This is a genomic window from Enterobacter cloacae complex sp. P17RS (assembly GCF_014895885.1).
Lineage (GTDB): Bacteria > Pseudomonadota > Gammaproteobacteria > Enterobacterales > Enterobacteriaceae > Enterobacter > Enterobacter bugandensis.
Map to the genome: position 1 here is coordinate 86612 of NZ_JADBQK010000010.1, position 17265 is coordinate 103876.

Annotated in this window: 12 protein-coding genes; 9 read left to right on the plus strand and 3 right to left on the minus strand. The window is 53.7% G+C overall.

What is annotated here, in order from left to right; translation table 11 throughout:
* Positions 1–100: 100 nt before the first annotated feature.
* The 3 genes from pflB to ycaO all read right to left on the minus strand — a co-directional run bounded on the left by pflB (position 101) and on the right by ycaO (position 5459).
* Positions 101–2383: a formate C-acetyltransferase gene (gene pflB / locus IM265_RS10490; protein ID WP_023338210.1), complete on the minus strand. Its 2283-nt coding sequence runs from the start codon at positions 2381–2383 to the stop codon at positions 101–103.
* A gap of 51 nt (positions 2384–2434) precedes the next feature.
* Complete coding sequence (gene focA, locus IM265_RS10495) at positions 2435–3292, minus strand: formate transporter FocA (RefSeq protein WP_028012564.1); 858 nt, start codon at positions 3290–3292, stop codon at positions 2435–2437.
* Positions 3293–3698: 406 nt separating this feature from the next.
* Entirely contained in the window at positions 3699–5459 is a 1761-nt protein-coding gene (gene ycaO, locus IM265_RS10500) for a 30S ribosomal protein S12 methylthiotransferase accessory factor YcaO (RefSeq protein ID WP_049136587.1), read from the minus strand.
* Between the two features lie 127 nt (positions 5460–5586).
* On the opposite strand from ycaO, the gene IM265_RS10505 reads away from it, so the two are divergent.
* From IM265_RS10505 to lpxK, 9 genes are all read left to right on the plus strand, one after another.
* Complete coding sequence (locus tag IM265_RS10505) at positions 5587–6279, plus strand: DUF421 domain-containing protein (RefSeq protein ID WP_028012566.1); 693 nt, start codon at positions 5587–5589, stop codon at positions 6277–6279.
* A 162-nt stretch (positions 6280–6441) separates the two neighbouring features.
* Positions 6442–7530, plus strand: a complete 1089-nt coding sequence (gene serC, locus IM265_RS10510; protein ID WP_063437606.1) for a 3-phosphoserine/phosphohydroxythreonine transaminase — start codon at positions 6442–6444, stop codon at positions 7528–7530.
* 68 nt (positions 7531–7598) lie between these two features.
* Positions 7599–8882 (plus strand): 3-phosphoshikimate 1-carboxyvinyltransferase, encoded by a 1284-nt coding sequence (aroA, locus tag IM265_RS10515; protein WP_045261765.1) that lies wholly within the window; start codon positions 7599–7601, stop codon positions 8880–8882.
* Between the two features lie 185 nt (positions 8883–9067).
* Complete coding sequence (gene cmk / locus IM265_RS10520) at positions 9068–9751, plus strand: (d)CMP kinase (protein ID WP_013097305.1); 684 nt, start codon at positions 9068–9070, stop codon at positions 9749–9751.
* Positions 9752–9862: 111 nt separating this feature from the next.
* Positions 9863–11536, plus strand: a complete 1674-nt coding sequence (gene rpsA / locus IM265_RS10525; protein ID WP_008499966.1) for a 30S ribosomal protein S1 — start codon at positions 9863–9865, stop codon at positions 11534–11536.
* A 170-nt stretch (positions 11537–11706) separates the two neighbouring features.
* A complete protein-coding gene (gene ihfB, locus IM265_RS10530; RefSeq protein WP_008499965.1) occupies positions 11707–11994 on the plus strand; it encodes an integration host factor subunit beta in 288 nt (95 codons plus the stop codon).
* 214 nt (positions 11995–12208) lie between these two features.
* Positions 12209–14473, plus strand: coding sequence for a ComEC family protein (locus IM265_RS10535; protein WP_193030943.1), 2265 nt, complete (start codon positions 12209–12211; stop codon positions 14471–14473).
* 36 nt (positions 14474–14509) lie between these two features.
* Entirely contained in the window at positions 14510–16258 is a 1749-nt protein-coding gene (gene msbA, locus IM265_RS10540; RefSeq protein WP_028012570.1) for a lipid A ABC transporter ATP-binding protein/permease MsbA, read from the plus strand.
* Positions 16255–17232, plus strand: a complete 978-nt coding sequence (gene lpxK / locus IM265_RS10545; RefSeq protein WP_048999372.1) for a tetraacyldisaccharide 4'-kinase — start codon at positions 16255–16257, stop codon at positions 17230–17232. Before msbA ends, lpxK begins: the two co-directional genes overlap by 4 nt.
* The last annotated feature ends 33 nt before the right edge of the window (positions 17233–17265 follow it).

Sequence of the window (17265 nt, forward strand, 5' to 3'; positions counted from 1 at the left end):
GCGGACAAAAGAGACTGGTGAAGCGAGGGTGTTAAAAAGGCCCCACTTGCGTGGAGCCTTTATTGTACGCTTTTTAACGCGTGATTTCAGTCAATTCCACTTACATGGACTGAGTGAAAGTACGGGTAATAACGTCCTGCTGCTGTTCTTTCGTCAGGGAGTTAAAACGTACTGCGTAGCCAGATACGCGGATGGTCAGCTGAGGATATTTCTCAGGATGTTCCATCGCGTCGAGCAGCATTTCACGGTTCATTACGTTCACGTTCAGGTGCTGACCACCTTCGATGGACGCTTCGTGGTGGAAGTAACCATCCATCAGACCCGCGAGGTTAGTTTTACGCACTTCGTCGTCTTTACCCAGCGCGTTTGGCACGATAGAGAAGGTGTAAGAGATACCATCTTTCGCGTAAGCAAACGGCAGTTTAGCAACGGAGGTCAGAGAAGCTACAGCACCTTTCTGGTCACGACCGTGCATTGGGTTAGCACCTGGGCCAAATGGCGCGCCAGCACGACGACCGTCTGGGGTGTTACCGGTTTTCTTACCATACACAACGTTAGAGGTGATGGTCAGAACAGACTGAGTCGGGATAGCGTTACGGTAGGTAGTGAGTTTCTGAATTTTCTTCATGAAACGTTCTACCAGGTCAACCGCCATGTCATCAACACGAGCGTCGTTGTTACCAAACTGCGGGTATTCGCCTTCGATTTCGAAGTCTACGGCCAGGCCGTCTTCGTCACGAATTGGTTTAACTTTCGCGTATTTGATTGCAGACAGGGAGTCAGCCGCAACGGACAGACCTGCGATACCACACGCCATGGTGCGGATAACATCACGGTCGTGCAGCGCCATCAGAGAGGCTTCGTAGCTGTACTTGTCGTGCATGTAGTGGATAACGTTCAGCGCGGTCACGTACTGCTTAGCCAGCCAGTCCATGAAGTGGTCCATGCGCTCCATGACTTCGTCATAGTTCAGCACGTCGCCTTTGATTGGCTCAGACTTAGGACCAACCTGCATTTTCAGTTTTTCATCAACGCCGCCGTTGATAGCGTACAGCATGGTTTTCGCCAGGTTTGCACGCGCACCGAAGAACTGCATTTGTTTACCAACAACCATTGGGCTTACGCAGCAAGCGATAGCGTAGTCGTCGTTGTTGAAGTCCGGACGCATCAGGTCATCGTTCTCGTACTGCAGAGAAGAGGTGTCGATGGACACTTTAGCGGCGAATTTCTTGAAGTTCAGAGGCAGTTTTTCAGACCACAGAACGGTGATGTTCGGCTCCGGAGAAGGACCCATGGTGTACAGGGTGTTCAGGAAGCGGAAGCTGTTTTTGGTAACCAGCGTACGGCCGTCAACGCCCATACCACCGATTGATTCGGTTGCCCAGATTGGGTCACCAGAGAACAGTTCATCATATTCTGGGGTACGCAGGAAGCGAACCATACGCAGTTTCATGACCAGGTGGTCAATCATTTCCTGAGCGTCTTGCTCAGTGATTTTACCTGCTTTCAGGTCACGTTCGATGTACGCATCCAGGAAGGTGGATACGCGGCCGAAGGACATTGCTGCACCGTTCTGAGACTTAACAGCGGCCAGGTAGCCGAAGTAGGTCCACTGAATAGCTTCCTGAGCGTTGGTCGCAGGACCAGAGATATCACAGCCGTATTTAGCCGCCATCTCTTTGATCTGACCCAGCGCGCGGTGCTGTTCAGCAATTTCTTCACGCAGACGGATAGTCGCTTCCAGGTTTACGCCGTTTTCCAGGTCAGACTGCAGGGAAACGAACTGCGCGTATTTGTCTTTCATCAGGAAGTCGATACCGTACAGCGCAACGCGACGGTAGTCACCGATGATACGGCCACGGCCATAGGCATCTGGCAGACCAGTCAGAACGCCAGACTTACGGCAGTTCAGAATGTCTTTGGTATAAACATCGAATACGCCCTGGTTATGGGTTTTGCGGTATTCGGTGAAGATTTTTTTCAGCATTGGGTCCAGCTCGCGGTTATACGCTTTGCAGGAACCTTCAACCATTTTGATACCACCGAACGGGATGATTGCGCGTTTCAGTGGTGCTTCAGTCTGCAGACCAACAATTTTCTCAAGGGCTTTGTTGATGTAGCCAGCATCGTGAGAAGTGATGGTGGATGCAACGGAGGTGTCAAAATCAACTGGCGCGTGAGTGCGGTTTTCCAGTTTAACGCCTTCCATTACGCTGTCCCACAGCTTGGTGGTCGCGTCAGTTGCGCCAGCCAGGAAGGATTCGTCACCTTCATACGGGGTATAGTTTTTCTGGATGAAGTCACGGACGTTGACTTCATTCTGCCAGTCACCTTTCGCAAAACCTTCCCAGGCTGTGGCTAACTTTTCATTAAGCTCGGACATGTAACACCTACCTTCTTAAGTGGATTTTTTATTTACTGCCTGAGACAACCATTAATGATGGTCGCCGCCACGCAGGTAAATGACCCAGTATGTCAACCCAACTAACAGACCCCCACCGATAATGTTCCCGATAGTGACGGGGATCAGGTTATCAGTAATGAAATTCATAATAGTCAGGTGAGAGAAACTTTCCGGGGATGAACCAACTGCGGTCCAGAACTCCGGGCTTGCAAAGTTGCGGATAACAATCCCCATCGGGATCATGAACATATTCGCAATACTGTGCTCGAAGCCGCTGGCAACAAACATCGCAACCGGCAGAACCATAATCATGGCTTTATCCATCAGGCTACGGCCAGAGTAGCTCATCCAGACCGCCAGGCAGACCATCAGGTTTGCGAGGATGCCGAGAGCAACGGCTTCGATAAATGTGTGATGCATTTTGTGGTCAGCGGTTTGCAGGACATTAAGCCCCCAGCCACCGTTGGCGGTCATATACTCGCCAGAGAGCCACATCAACAGAACAAAGAGCAGACAGCCAATCAGGTTACCAACGTAGACGTTAAGCCAGTTGCGCGCCAGTTGACCCCAGGTAATTCTTCCGCTGGCTTTCGCCACAACAATCAGCACCGTTGAGGTGAAGAGGTCGGCGCCGCAAATGACGCAGAGAATCAGACCCAGTGAGAAGCAAATGCCGCCAATCAGTTTGGCCATGCCGAAAGGCATTCCGGCAGTACCGGTGGTGGCGGTGATGTAGAAGACGAAAGCGATAGAGATGAACACACCAGCGGTGATCGCCAGATAGAACGTCTTCATCGGGTGTTTCGTTGCTTTATAGACACCCGCTTCTTCGGCAACTTTTGCCATCGCGGCGGGGAGTAAAAGATCAAAAGGGTTGTCAGCTTTCACACTAACTCTCTCTTTATTAAGTCGGCGACGAGATACTAACAAAGCATTATAGAAGAGAAATTGATATAGATCATATCTCGCCTGGCTTATAGGCCCGCAGTATGTATGGTTTTACAACAAATGCGGAGTAAGTATTTGATTATCCGTATAAAAATAAATTTTAAAAGTTATGAAAAGAGTTGAATTTTTTCGTTCGGCCCCCTTCGAAACAGTTAATTAATATGGAGTATTTACCATAAAAAGTAACAATAAAGCCCAGGCAAATATTATTATATTTACCCGTGTTTAACTTTATTATTACAATCAACAATCATTGCCGAAGAGAATAAAAAACGGGGCAATGAAATTGCCCCGTAATATAGCCCAGACGATTGAATACGCCTACTGCCGTTAATGTTATATGCGTTTATTTTGACCAGTAAGCGGCTTTTGCTTTCTGCAGCTTTTCATAGGCCTTCAGCAGAGACTGATGCGCCGGGAAGGCTTTCAGATCGCTGTCAACCGCCTGCAGACCGTAGAACGGCTCTTCACCGCTCAGCGCCGCGCTGGCGGCTTCAACCGCTTCAGCACCGTACATACGTACAAAAGCGTTCAGGTACTGCAGTGGCTCGCGATCGTCTTCCTGCGCAAGCAGCAGCAGGGTTTGCAGGCAGCGGTAATAGTTGGTGCGCTCGGCGGAGAAGACCGACTGGTTAAACTCCATGGTCCATTCTGTCCAGGCCAGAGCCTGATCCAGATCGCCGCCCGCGAGGGCCAGCATCGCTTTCAGTTCACCGATGCGCAGCGTGTACCAGCCGTTGTCTTTCCCGGTCGCCAGACCCAGCAGCTCGCGCACGCGGGTAAAGTCATCGTGGCCTTCATCGTCCAGCTGGGCTATCAGGTTGAGATAATCTTCTTTTTCCCACTCGCTGCCCGGCAGGGAGAGTAGGGTTTCACGCAGGTGCGCGCCCATGCTGTTGTTTGCGAGCCACAGATCTTCCGCCGGGTAGATATCGGACATGCCAGGTACGATGATGCGGCACGCGTAAACGCCCAGGTGTTCGTAGTCGGCAATGTAGACTTCCTGATCTTCGGCGTCGAAGATTGCCATCAATGTAGCGAACTCTTCTTCGGTGGTACCGGCAAAGCTCCAGTCCACGAACGGATAGTCCGCGTCCTGCTTGAACATATCCCAGGAGATCAAACCGCTGGAGTCGATGAAGTGGGTTTCGAGGTTGGTGTGCTCGGCCACTTCTTCATCGTCAAACGTTGGCGGGGTGAATACGTCGAGATCTTTCAGGCTACGGCCCTGCAGCAGCTCGGTCACGGTACGCTCCAGCGCCACGCCGAAGTCAGGGTGCGCGCCGAAGGAGGCGAAGCAGGTTCCGTTAGTCGGGTTAAACAGCACGACGCAGATAACCGGATATTTACCGCCCAGCGAGCCGTCATAGGCAAAGATTGGGAAACCTTCCGCTTCCAGTTTGGCGATGGATTCCACCACGCCCGGGTAGCGCGCCAGCACGTCTGCCGGAATTTCAGGCAGGCTGATGGATTCGGCAATAATGCGGTTTTTGATATGACGCTCGAACACTTCAGACAGGCCCTGCACGCGCGCTTCATTGCGGGTGTTACCGGCGGACATACCGTTGGACACATACAGGTTGCCGACGATGTTCATCGGGATATAGACGGTCTGCTCGTCAGACTGACGGGTGAACGGCAGGGCGCAGATCCCACGTTCTTCATTCCCAGACTGCAGATCGATCAGCATGCTGGCGGTCAGTTCGTTTTCCGGATCGTAGAAGGCACGCAGACGGCCATCCAGAATGCCTTCCGGCAGTTCATCGTCTTCGGTCAGCGGGAACCATTTTTCGTTCGGATAGTGAACGAACGGGCCGTTGGCGATGGTTTCACCCAGCCAGAAGTCAGCGAAGAAATAGTTGGTGGACAGACGCTCAAAATACTCACCCAGCGCAGAGGCCAGTGCCGCTTTTTTCGTCGCACCTTTACCGTTGGTAAAGCAGAGCGCGCAGTCTTTGTCGCGAATGTGCACGGACCAGACGTGAGGCACCGGGTTCAGCCAGGAGGCTTCTTCGATGTTAAAGCCCAGGTCGGTCAGTTTCTGCTGGAAGCGAGCGATGGAATCTTCCAGAGCGGCGTCTTTGCCGGGGATAAACGTTTGAGTCATGGCGTTCACTTTTATCGTACGTAAAGCGCGCAATGATACGGGTTTTGCGTGACGGGTGCTATCTCCGGCGAAAATAAATGGCTGAGCTATGCTTAGTAGCAGTAACTGACTGTTAAGGCATAGAAAAATGAAAGCATTTGATCTCCAGCGGATGGCGTTTGATAAAGTTCCACCTGAATTTCTGGGCGAAGTGGCGCTGCGCAGCCTGTATACCTTCGTACTCGTCTTCCTGTTTCTCAAAATTACCGGCCGTCGTGGCGTTCGTCAGATGTCGCTGTTTGAAGTGCTGATCATCCTGACGCTGGGCTCGGCGGCGGGGGACGTCGCGTTTTATGACGACGTGCCGATGGTGCCGGTGTTTATCGTTTTTGTTTCCCTCGCCTTGCTTTACCGGCTGGTGATGTGGCTGATGTCAAAAAGTGAAAAGCTGGAAGATCTGCTTGAAGGGAAACCGGTCGTTATTGTCGAGGACGGTCAGCTGGCCTGGGAAAATGTGCAAAGCGCCAATATGACCGAGTTTGAGTTCTTCATGGAGCTGCGCCTGAATAGCGTTGAACAGCTCGGACAGGTGCGGCTTGCGATCATGGAAACCAATGGGCAAATCAGCGTCTATTACTATGCTGATGACGACGTCAAGCCCGGCCTGTGTATCCTGCCGGATATGTTAGTAGAACGGTTCAGGGTGATACCTGAAACCGGGGAGTATGCATGTATAAAATGTAGTCATGTTGTGGGGATGCATGCGGGCGATCATCAATTATGCCCTCGTTGTGCAAATCCGGAATGGACAAAGGTTAGCCGGGCTAAACGCCTCGTCTGACAGCGATTTTGTCGGTTTTGTGACGACGAGGCGGCAGATTGTTTTGTGTGACGAAGGGCACATTTCCCCGGTCATAAGTTTTAGACATTGCGGCGCGTGTCACTGAATGATAAAACCGATATCCACAGTTATAACTTATGGCTTTTAGCGTGGTGAGGGGAAATGGCTCAAGTTTTTAATTTCAGTTCAGGTCCGGCAATGTTACCGGCAGACGTACTCAAACAGGCTCAACAGGAGCTGTGTGACTGGAACGGTCTGGGTACGTCGGTGATGGAAATCAGCCACCGGGGTAAAGCGTTTATTCAGGTGGCGGAAGAGGCAGAAAAGGATTTTCGCGATCTGCTGAACATTCCCTCGAACTACAAAGTATTGTTCTGTCACGGCGGTGGACGCGGCCAGTTTGCTGGCGTACCCCTGAATATCTTGGGCGACAAAACGACGGCTGACTACGTTGACGCGGGTTACTGGGCGGCAAGCGCCGTAAAAGAAGCGCACAAATACTGCACGCCGAACGTTATTGACGCCAAAGTGACCGTTGACGGTCTGCGCGCCGTGAAGCCAATGCGCGAGTGGCAGCTTTCTGATAACGCCGCCTACCTTCACTACTGCCCGAACGAAACCATTGACGGGATTGCCATCGACGAGACGCCAGACTTCGGCAAAGACGTTGTGGTTGCCGCCGACTTCTCCTCCACCATTCTGTCTGCGCCACTAGACGTCAGCCGTTACGGCGTTATCTATGCGGGCGCGCAGAAAAATATCGGTCCTGCGGGCCTGACTATCGTCATCGTGCGTGAAGACTTGCTGGGTAAAGCCCATAAGTCCTGCCCGTCAATCCTGGATTACACCGTCCTGAATGACAACGACTCCATGTTCAACACCCCACCAACGTTTGCCTGGTACCTTTCCGGCCTGGTCTTCAAATGGCTGAAGCAAAACGGCGGCGTGGCGCAGATGGACAAGATCAATCAGCAGAAAGCCGAACTGCTGTACGGCACGATCGACAAGAGCGATTTCTACCGTAACGATGTGGCGAAAGCGAACCGTTCCCGCATGAACGTACCGTTCCAGCTGGCAGACAGCAGCCTGGACAGCGTGTTCCTGGAAGAGTCGTTCGCGGCGGGTCTGCACGCGCTGAAAGGCCATCGTGTGGTGGGCGGGATGCGTGCTTCCATTTATAACGCCATGCCGCTGGAAGGCGTTAAAGCCCTGACCGATTTCATGATCGACTTCGAACGTCGTCACGGTTAATTTGCTGTTTTCACCCCCGCAGCGTCCCTGCGGGGTTTTTATTATGTTGAGTTGAGAGTTTAGTTTTCATGGAATCCCTGACGTTACAACCTATCGCGCGGGTAGATGGCACCATCAATCTGCCTGGTTCAAAAAGTGTCTCGAACCGCGCTCTGCTGCTGGCAGCTCTGGCAAACGGCACCACCGTCCTCACCAACCTGCTGGACAGCGATGACGTGCGCCATATGCTCAATGCGCTGAAAGCGTTGGGCGTTCATTACACACTCTCTGACGATCGCACCCGCTGCGAAGTGACCGGCAACGGCGGCGCGCTGCAGGCGAGTGACGAGCTTGAGCTGTTTCTGGGTAACGCGGGTACCGCGATGCGTCCGCTGGCGGCAGCCCTGTGCCTCGGGAGCAATAACATCGTGCTGACCGGCGAGCCGCGCATGAAGGAGCGTCCGATCGGCCATCTGGTAGATGCCCTGCGTCAGGGCGGCGCGCAGATTGAGTATCTGGAGCAGGAAAATTACCCGCCACTGCGTCTGCGCGGGGGCTTTACCGGCGGTACCGTCGAGGTTGACGGCAGCGTCTCCAGCCAGTTCCTGACGGCGCTGCTGATGACCGCGCCGCTGGCCCCGCAGGATACGGTTATCACGATTAAAGGTGAGCTGGTTTCCAAACCGTATATTGATATTACGCTGCATCTGATGAAAACCTTCGGCGTTGAGGTTGAAAACCAGTCTTATCAGCGTTTCGTGGTTCGCGGCGCGCAGCAGTACCAGTCGCCGGGCAACTACCTGGTTGAAGGCGATGCTTCATCCGCGTCCTATTTCCTTGCCGCTGGCGCGATTAAAGGCGGTACGGTAAAAGTGACCGGCATTGGCCGCAACAGCGTGCAGGGCGATATTCGTTTTGCTGACGTGCTGGAAAAAATGGGCGCGGTTGTCACGTGGGGGGATGATTTCATCTCCTGTACCCACGGTGAGCTGAACGCCATCGACATGGACATGAACCATATCCCGGATGCGGCGATGACCATTGCCACGGCGGCGCTGTTTGCCAAAGGCACCACCACGCTGCGCAACATCTATAACTGGCGCGTAAAAGAGACGGACCGCCTGTTCGCGATGGCAACCGAGCTGCGTAAAGTCGGCGCTGAGGTAGAAGAGGGCGAAGATTACATTCGCGTTACCCCTCCGGCAAAACTGAACTTTGCTGAAATCGGGACCTATAACGATCACCGTATGGCGATGTGTTTCTCGCTGGTGGCGCTGTCCGATACCCCTGTGACCATTCTCGATCCGAAATGTACGGCGAAAACCTTCCCGGACTATTTCGAACAGCTGGCGCGCATTAGCACCCTGGCATGATGAAGTCTTGCCGCATCACCTGATGCGGCATTTCCTTACGCTTCCTGACGATCTTTCCCGCTCATTTCTTCTACACTCTGCTTCTATCATTCCGTAATTTGCACGCAAAGGTAACAGTTGCGCACGTTGGCGCGTATAATGCGCGGCGTTCATGTTAACGGTATGCCTTATTTAAGGAGAAAAAGATGACGGCAGTTGCCCCGGTAATCACCATTGATGGGCCGAGTGGCGCAGGGAAAGGTACTCTGTGCAAAGCGATGGCGGAAGCATTGCAATGGCATCTTTTAGATTCGGGAGCAATCTATCGCGTGCTGGCGCTGGCTGCGCTGCATCATCACGTGGATGTCGCCTCTGAAGAAGCGCTGGTACCGCTGGCTGCGCATCTGGATGTGCGTTTTGTTTCTACCGATGGCAACCTGGAAGTGATCCTGGAAGGGGAAGACGTGAGCGGCGAAATCCGTACGCAGGAAGTCGCTAATGCGGCCTCCCAGGTGGCGGCTTTCCCACGCGTTCGCGAGGCGCTGCTGCGTCGCCAGCGAGCGTTTCGTGAAGCCCCGGGTCTGATCGCTGATGGACGCGACATGGGAACCGTGGTCTTCCCTGATGCGCCAGTAAAAATCTTCCTTGACGCCTCTTCGGAAGAACGTGCTCAACGCCGTATGCTTCAGTTGCAGGAAAAGGGGTTTAGTGTTAACTTTGATCGCCTTTTATCCGAGATAAAAGAGCGCGATGACCGCGATCGTAACCGCGCCGTCGCACCGCTTGTTCCTGCAGAAGATGCATTAGTTCTGGATTCAACCAGTTTAACTATTGAGCAAGTGATTGAAAAAGCGCTACAATATGCGCGCCAAAAACTGGCACTCGCGTAATCGCGACCGATTTAGCAGTACCCCCGCTGCAATGGATTGACGGCGGGTATGTGAAACAACCCCATCCGGCACGGAGCCAGGTGGACGTTAATATTAACCTGAAGATTAAACATGACTGAATCTTTTGCTCAACTGTTTGAAGAATCCTTAAAAGAAATCGAAACCCGTCCGGGTTCCATCGTTCGCGGTGTTGTTGTTGCTATCGACAAAGACGTAGTACTGGTTGACGCCGGTCTGAAATCTGAGTCCGCCATTCCGGCTGAGCAGTTCAAAAACGCCCAGGGCGAGCTGGAAATCCAGGTTGGTGACGAAGTTGACGTTGCTCTGGACGCAGTAGAAGACGGCTTCGGCGAAACCCTGCTGTCTCGTGAGAAAGCTAAACGTCACGAAGCATGGATCACGCTGGAGAAAGCTTACGAAGAAGCTGAAACTGTGGTCGGTGTTATCAACGGCAAAGTTAAAGGTGGCTTCACTGTTGAGCTGAATGGTATTCGTGCGTTCCTGCCAGGTTCACTGGTAGACGTTCGTCCAGTCCGTGACACCCTGCACCTCGAAGGCAAAGAGCTTGAGTTCAAAGTAATCAAGCTGGACCAGAAGCGTAACAACGTTGTTGTTTCCCGTCGTGCCGTTATCGAATCCGAAAACAGCGCAGAACGCGATCAGCTGCTGGAAAACCTGCAGGAAGGCATGGAAGTCAAAGGTATCGTTAAGAACCTCACTGACTACGGCGCATTCGTTGACCTGGGCGGCGTTGATGGCCTGCTGCACATCACCGACATGGCGTGGAAACGCGTTAAGCACCCAAGCGAAATCGTGAACGTGGGCGACGAAATCACTGTTAAAGTGCTGAAGTTCGACCGCGAGCGTACTCGTGTATCCCTCGGCCTGAAACAGCTGGGCGAAGATCCATGGGTAGCTATCGCTAAGCGTTACCCAGAAGGTACTAAACTGACTGGTCGCGTAACCAACCTGACCGACTACGGCTGCTTCGTTGAAATCGAAGAAGGCGTTGAAGGCCTGGTGCACGTTTCCGAAATGGACTGGACCAACAAAAACATCCACCCATCCAAAGTTGTTAACGTTGGTGATGTAGTGGAAGTGATGGTTCTGGATATCGACGAAGAACGTCGTCGTATCTCCCTGGGCCTGAAGCAGTGCAAAAACAACCCATGGCAGCAGTTCGCGGAAACCCACAACAAGGGCGACCGTGTTGAAGGTAAAATCAAGTCTATCACTGACTTCGGTATCTTCATCGGCCTGGACGGCGGCATCGATGGCCTGGTTCACCTGTCTGACATCTCCTGGAACGTTGCAGGCGAAGAAGCAGTTCGTGAATACAAAAAAGGCGACGAAATCGCTGCAGTTGTTCTGCAGGTTGACGCAGAGCGTGAGCGTATCTCCCTGGGCGTTAAACAGCTCGCAGAAGATCCGTTCAACAACTGGGTTGCACTGAACAAGAAAGGCGCAATCGTAAACGGTAAAGTGACTGCAGTTGACGCTAAAGGCGCAACCGTAGAACTGGCTGACGGCGTTGAAGGTTACCTGCGCGCTTCTGAAGCTTCACGTGACCGCGTTGAAGATGCCACTCTGGTTCTGAACGTAGGCGACGACGTTGAAGCTAAGTTCACCGGTGTTGACCGTAAGAACCGTGCAATCAGCCTGTCTGTACGTGCTAAAGACGAAGCTGATGAGAAAGATGCAATCGCAACTGTTAACAAACAGGAAGATGCAAACTTCTCTAACAACGCAATGGCTGAAGCTTTCAAAGCAGCTAAAGGCGAGTAATATCAGGTTCTCAGCATCATTTGAGCTGTAACGTATTTACAGCGCGAAGGATGATGAGCAGACTTGACAGATTGCAGGATTCGTCCTGTAATCAATAACAAAGGGCGGCTACGGCCGCCCTTGTTTAATGAGCTGTTCAGCTAATTGGTTTGAAAGGAACCGGAGGAATCATGACCAAGTCAGAATTGATTGAAAGACTTGCCAGTCAGCAACCGCATATCCCTGCCAAGGCAGTGGAAGATGCCGTAAAAGAGATGCTGGAGCATATGGCCTCCACTCTTGCCCAGGGCGAGCGCATTGAAATCCGCGGTTTCGGTAGTTTTTCTCTGCACTATCGTGCTCCACGTACCGGGCGTAACCCGAAAACTGGTGATAAAGTCGAGCTGGAAGGGAAGTACGTTCCACACTTTAAGCCGGGTAAAGAACTGCGCGATCGCGCCAATATTTACGGCAACTGAGTTTAGCCAGCCGGTTAAACTGGGTTCGAAAGAAAGCACCTGCGGGTGCTTTTTTTGTCTCCGTCACTTTCATTCTGAAGGTGTCTCGCATTTTAAGTTGCGTTTTCTGCAACGCGCTAAAAACCTTGCAGCGCTTGCTGTAGATTGCATTTTTCATACCTGACACCCCGCTCGATCTGCCCGCATACTGCCACCCAGAAACAGGGAGGTAGCAATGGGAATTCCCGCTTTAGGTATCTGCGCCATTCTGGCGATAGCCCCGTTACTCTGGTTACCTGAACTGCCATCGCGTTATACCATCTGGATAATGATGGCTGGCGGGGTTGCACTAGCCGCACGCCAAAACGTACGGCTGAAGTATGTGGGGTTGACGCTGTTATTTTGCGTGTGGGGCATTCTGGCCGCGCAAGAGAGCGTCTGGCCGATGCAGCATTTAACCGCAGGTGCCGTGCAGGCCGAGGTGGAGATCGCCGCGACTGATGGTGCCACTGTGCATCAGGGAAAAATACTCACCGTTGATGGCCAGCGCTGGTGGGCGTCACCGGGCGTCACGCTTTATGGTCATTATCTGCCGCAGAAAGCGTGTGCCGGTCAGCGCTGGGCGATGACGCTCCGGCTCAGGCCTGTACACGGCGAACTGAACGACGGAGGGTATGACCCCCAGCGCAGCGCTATTGCCCGCCATCAAACGCTAAGTGGGCGTTTTACCCATGCAGAACTCATCGATGGACGCTGCAGCCTGCGAGCGCAATACCTGACATCGCTGCAAAACCGACTTTCAGTTTATCGCTGGGGCGCGGTTATCCTCGGGCTGGGCATGGGAGAACGTCTGGATGTCCCCAGGGAAATAAAAGACCTGATGCGTGAAACCGGCACGCTGCATCTGATGGCGATTTCGGGTCTGCATATCGCGCTGGCGGCCTCCATCGTCTGGTTTCTTGTGCGCGGGCTTCAGTTTTTATTACCTTGCCATCGGGTCAACTGGCAAATGCCTCTGCTGGCAGGGTTATTCTTTGCTGCTTTCTACGCCTGGCTGACCGGTTTGCAACCGCCCGCATTACGCACGGTCATCGCACTTGCTGTACTGGCGGCGCTGCGGATCGGTTCCCGGCAATGGTCTCCATGGCAGGTGTGGAGCTGCTGTGTCGCGGCGATCCTGATAAGCGATCCCTTAGCCATACTTTCGCAGAGTCTGCTTTTGTCTGCATTTGCCGTCGCCGCGCTGATTTTCTGGTTTCAGTGGTTGCCGCTTCCTCACTGGCAGTGGGCTCGCCGGATACGTCCGCTGCTGACCCTTGTATATCTGCAGGTCGGCATGCTGTTACTTCTCATGCCGCTACAGGTTCTGATTTTCCATGGCTTTAGCATTTCATCGTTGATCGCCAACTTCTTTGCCGTTCCGTTGGTGACGTTTGTCTGCGTACCGCTGATTTTACTCGGCATGCTGCTCCATCTGCTGCCGCTGGCGGGGCTGGAAAGCGGCATCTGGTATGCAGCCGATAAGACGCTTACCGGGTTGTTCTGGTTGCTGATGCGCCTGCCAGACGGCTGGCAGAGTGTGGACCAGCGCTGGCGGTACATGACGTTACTGCCGTGGCTTATCCTCATCGGCTGGCGTTTCCGTGCCTGGAAAACCGTTCCTGCCGTTTGTCTGGCGGGAAGTGTCTTGCTGGCTTCTCCCCTCTGGCGGACGGCGAAAAGCGACGCCTGGACGCTCCATATGCTGGACGTGGGGCAGGGACTGGCAATGGTTATTGAACGACAGGGAAAAGCCATTCTTTACGATACCGGGCTTGCCTGGCCGGGCGGGGATAGTGCACAGCGGTTAATTATTCCATGGCTGCGCTGGCATCATCTGCAGCCGGAAGGCGTTATTCTCAGCCATGAGCATCTCGACCATGCGGGAGGCCTTGTATCGCTGCAAAAAACATGGCCCGAAATATGGGTAAGAAGTCCGTTGCACCAGACCGGGCATCGTCCCTGCTTTCGCGGGCAAAGATGGCAATGGCAGGGGTTAACGTTCACCGTCCACTGGCCCACTGAAAATTATCCGGCTCAGGGTAACAATCACTCCTGCGTGGTAAAAATTGACGACGGCGAGCAAAGCGTTCTGCTGACGGGAGACATTGAAGCACAGGCAGAACAGGCTATGCTTAGCCATTACTGGCAGCATCTAACGTCCACCCTCATACAGGTACCTCATCACGGTAGCAATACCTCGTCTTCATTGCCGCTGGTACAGCGCCTGGAAGGGGAGATTGCGCTGGATTCAGCGGCCCGCTATAACGCATGGCGATTCCCGTCGGCTAAAGTAGTCCGGCGCTATCGAAAAGAGGGATATATCTGGCACGATACCCCCCATTCCGGGCAAATATCGGTGACATTTTCGCACCATCGCTGGCAAATCCGGCGCGTGCGGGATCAATTTTTACCCCGCTGGTATCATCAGTGGTTTGGCGCGCCCGTAGATAACGGGTAGAATATGCGGCTATTTCAACAAATGCTGGTTTTTTGAATGCATAACGACAAAGATCTCTCCACGTGGCAAACCTTCCGCCGACTCTGGCCGATGATTGCTCCCTTTAAAGCAGGCCTGATCGTGGCGGGTGTAGCGTTAATCCTCAACGCAGCCAGCGATACTTTTATGTTATCGCTCCTCAAACCGTTACTGGACGACGGTTTTGGTAAAACGGATCGCTCAGTGTTGCTATGGATGCCTCTGGTGGTTATCGGGCTGATGATCTTACGTGGTATCACCAGCTATATCTCCAGCTACTGCATTTCCTGGGTTTCCGGGAAAGTGGTTATGACCATGCGCCGTCGTCTGTTCAGCCACATGATGGGCATGCCGGTCTCATTCTTTGACAAGCAATCCACCGGGACGCTGCTGTCTCGTATTACCTACGATTCAGAGCAGGTTGCCTCCTCCTCTTCAAGCGCGCTGATTACCGTCGTGCGCGAAGGAGCGTCGATCATCGGTCTGTTTGCAATGATGTTCTATTACAGCTGGCAGCTGTCGCTGATCCTTATCGTGCTGGCACCGGTCGTGTCCATTGCTATCCGCGTCGTCTCAAAGCGCTTCCGCAATATCAGTAAGAATATGCAGAACACCATGGGGCAGGTGACGACCAGCGCAGAACAGATGCTGAAAGGGCACAAAGAAGTGTTGATCTTCGGCGGTCAGGAAGTTGAAACCAAACGCTTTGACAAAGTCAGCAACAAAATGCGTCTGCAGGGGATGAAGATGGTCTCGGCCTCTTCCATCTCTGACCCGATCATTCAGCTGATTGCCTCACTGGCGCTGGCGTTCGTTCTTTATGCGGCAAGCTTCCCGAGCGTAATGGAAACGCTGACGGCGGGTACTATCACCGTAGTCTTCTCCTCGATGATTGCCCTGATGCGCCCGCTGAAATCCCTGACGAACGTGAACGCCCAGTTCCAGCGCGGGATGGCCGCCTGCCAGACGCTGTTCAGCATTCTGGATTCTGAACAGGAAAAAGACGAAGGTACACGCGAGGTAGAGCGCGCGCGTGGCGACGTGGAGTTCCGCAACGTGACCTTCACCTATCCAGGCCGCGAAACGCCGGCTCTGCGCAATATCAACCTGACGATTCCGGCAGGTAAAACCGTTGCGCTGGTAGGCCGCTCCGGCTCCGGTAAATCCACCATTGCGAGCCTCATCACTCGTTTCTACGATATTAACGAAGGTGAGATCCTGCTGGATGGTCACGACCTGCGGGAGTACACCCTGCAGTCGCTGCGTAACCAGGTTGCGCTGGTTTCTCAGAACGTGCATCTCTTCAACGATACGGTTGCCAACAACATTGCTTATGCACGCACTGACGAGTACAGCCGCGAGCAGATTGAGAACGCCGCGCGTATGGCGTATGCAATGGACTTTATCAACAAGATGGATAACGGTCTGGACACGATAATCGGTGAAAACGGGGTACTGCTCTCCGGCGGTCAGCGCCAGCGTATCGCCATTGCGCGCGCGCTGCTGCGCGATAGCCCGATACTGATCCTGGACGAAGCAACATCTGCACTGGATACGGAATCTGAACGCGCGATTCAGTCGGCGCTGGATGAACTGCAAAAGAACCGTACGTCGCTGGTGATTGCGCACCGTCTGTCCACTATTGAGCAGGCAGATGAGATCGTCGTGGTTGAGGACGGCATCATTGTTGAACGCGGAAGCCATGCCGATCTGCTGGAACATCGTGGCGTTTACGCCCAGCTTCATAAGATGCAGTTCGGCGAATGATTGCACGCATCTGGTCCGGTGAATCCCCGCTGTGGCTGCTGCTTTTGCCGCTCTCCTGGCTGTACGGCCTGGTGAGCGGCATTATTCGCCTGTTTTACCGTCTGGGGATCAAGCGTGCCTGGCGCGCGCCGGTTCCGGTAGTCGTGGTGGGTAACCTCACGGCGGGCGGCAACGGCAAAACGCCAGTGGTGATCTGGCTGGTGGAGCAGTTGCAAAAACGCGGCATCCGCCCCGGCGTGGTGTCGCGTGGGTATGGTGGTAAAGCGGCGCACTACCCATTGCTGCTGTCGGCGGAAACCACGACCGCAGAAGCGGGTGATGAGCCAGTATTGATTTTCCAGCGTACCGGCGCGCCGGTTGCGGTCTCCCCGGTGCGCAGCGACGCCGTGCAGGCGCTGCTTGCCGCGCATGCAGTACAAATCATTATTACTGACGATGGCCTGCAGCATTACGCTCTGGCGCGTGATAAAGAGATTGTAGTTATCGACGGCGTGCGTCGTTTCGGCAACGGCTGGTGGCTGCCCGCTGGCCCCATGCGTGAACGCGCTTCGCGTCTGAAGTCCGTTGATGCGGTGATTGTTAACGGCGGTGAAGCCGAGGCGGGTGAAATTCCTATGCGTCTGTTACCGGGAATGGCGGTCAACCTGGTGACGGGTGAACGCCGGGCGGTTGCAGAACTGCCTTCGCTGGTGGCAATGGCGGGTATTGGTCATCCGCCGCGCTTCTTCGCGACGCTGGAACAGTGTGGCGCCCGGCTGGAAAAACGCGTTCCGCTGGCCGACCATCAGGCGCTGGTGTCAGAACAGGTTGAGGCGCTTACCGCGCCTGGCCAGACGCTCATTATGACCGAAAAAGATGCGGTGAAATGCCGTGCCTTTGCGAAAGAAAACTGGTGGTATCTGCCGGTTGACGCTGAACTCAGCGGCGAACAGCCGGAACAATTGCTTAAGGAACTGATTGCGTTGGTGCAGTAGAGGCTTACGCGGTTCTGGTGGCGCTTTGACTGA

Excerpts from the sequence above, each read along its gene's own strand:
- aroA (WP_045261765.1), top strand. The coding sequence starts at position 7,599 with ATGGAATCCCTGACGTTACAACCTATCGCGCGGGTAGATGGCACCATC.
- IM265_RS10505 (WP_028012566.1), top strand. The coding sequence starts at position 5,587 with ATGAAAGCATTTGATCTCCAGCGGATGGCGTTTGATAAAGTTCCACCT.
- msbA (WP_028012570.1), top strand. The coding sequence starts at position 14,510 with ATGCATAACGACAAAGATCTCTCCACGTGGCAAACCTTCCGCCGACTC.
- ycaO (WP_049136587.1), bottom strand. The coding sequence starts at position 5,459 with ATGACTCAAACGTTTATCCCCGGCAAAGACGCCGCTCTGGAAGATTCC.
- rpsA (WP_008499966.1), top strand. The coding sequence starts at position 9,863 with ATGACTGAATCTTTTGCTCAACTGTTTGAAGAATCCTTAAAAGAAATC.
- lpxK (WP_048999372.1), top strand. The coding sequence starts at position 16,255 with ATGATTGCACGCATCTGGTCCGGTGAATCCCCGCTGTGGCTGCTGCTT.
- cmk (WP_013097305.1), top strand. The coding sequence starts at position 9,068 with ATGACGGCAGTTGCCCCGGTAATCACCATTGATGGGCCGAGTGGCGCA.
- serC (WP_063437606.1), top strand. The coding sequence starts at position 6,442 with ATGGCTCAAGTTTTTAATTTCAGTTCAGGTCCGGCAATGTTACCGGCA.
- pflB (WP_023338210.1), bottom strand. The coding sequence starts at position 2,383 with ATGTCCGAGCTTAATGAAAAGTTAGCCACAGCCTGGGAAGGTTTTGCG.
- IM265_RS10535 (WP_193030943.1), top strand. The coding sequence starts at position 12,209 with ATGGGAATTCCCGCTTTAGGTATCTGCGCCATTCTGGCGATAGCCCCG.
- ihfB (WP_008499965.1), top strand. The coding sequence starts at position 11,707 with ATGACCAAGTCAGAATTGATTGAAAGACTTGCCAGTCAGCAACCGCAT.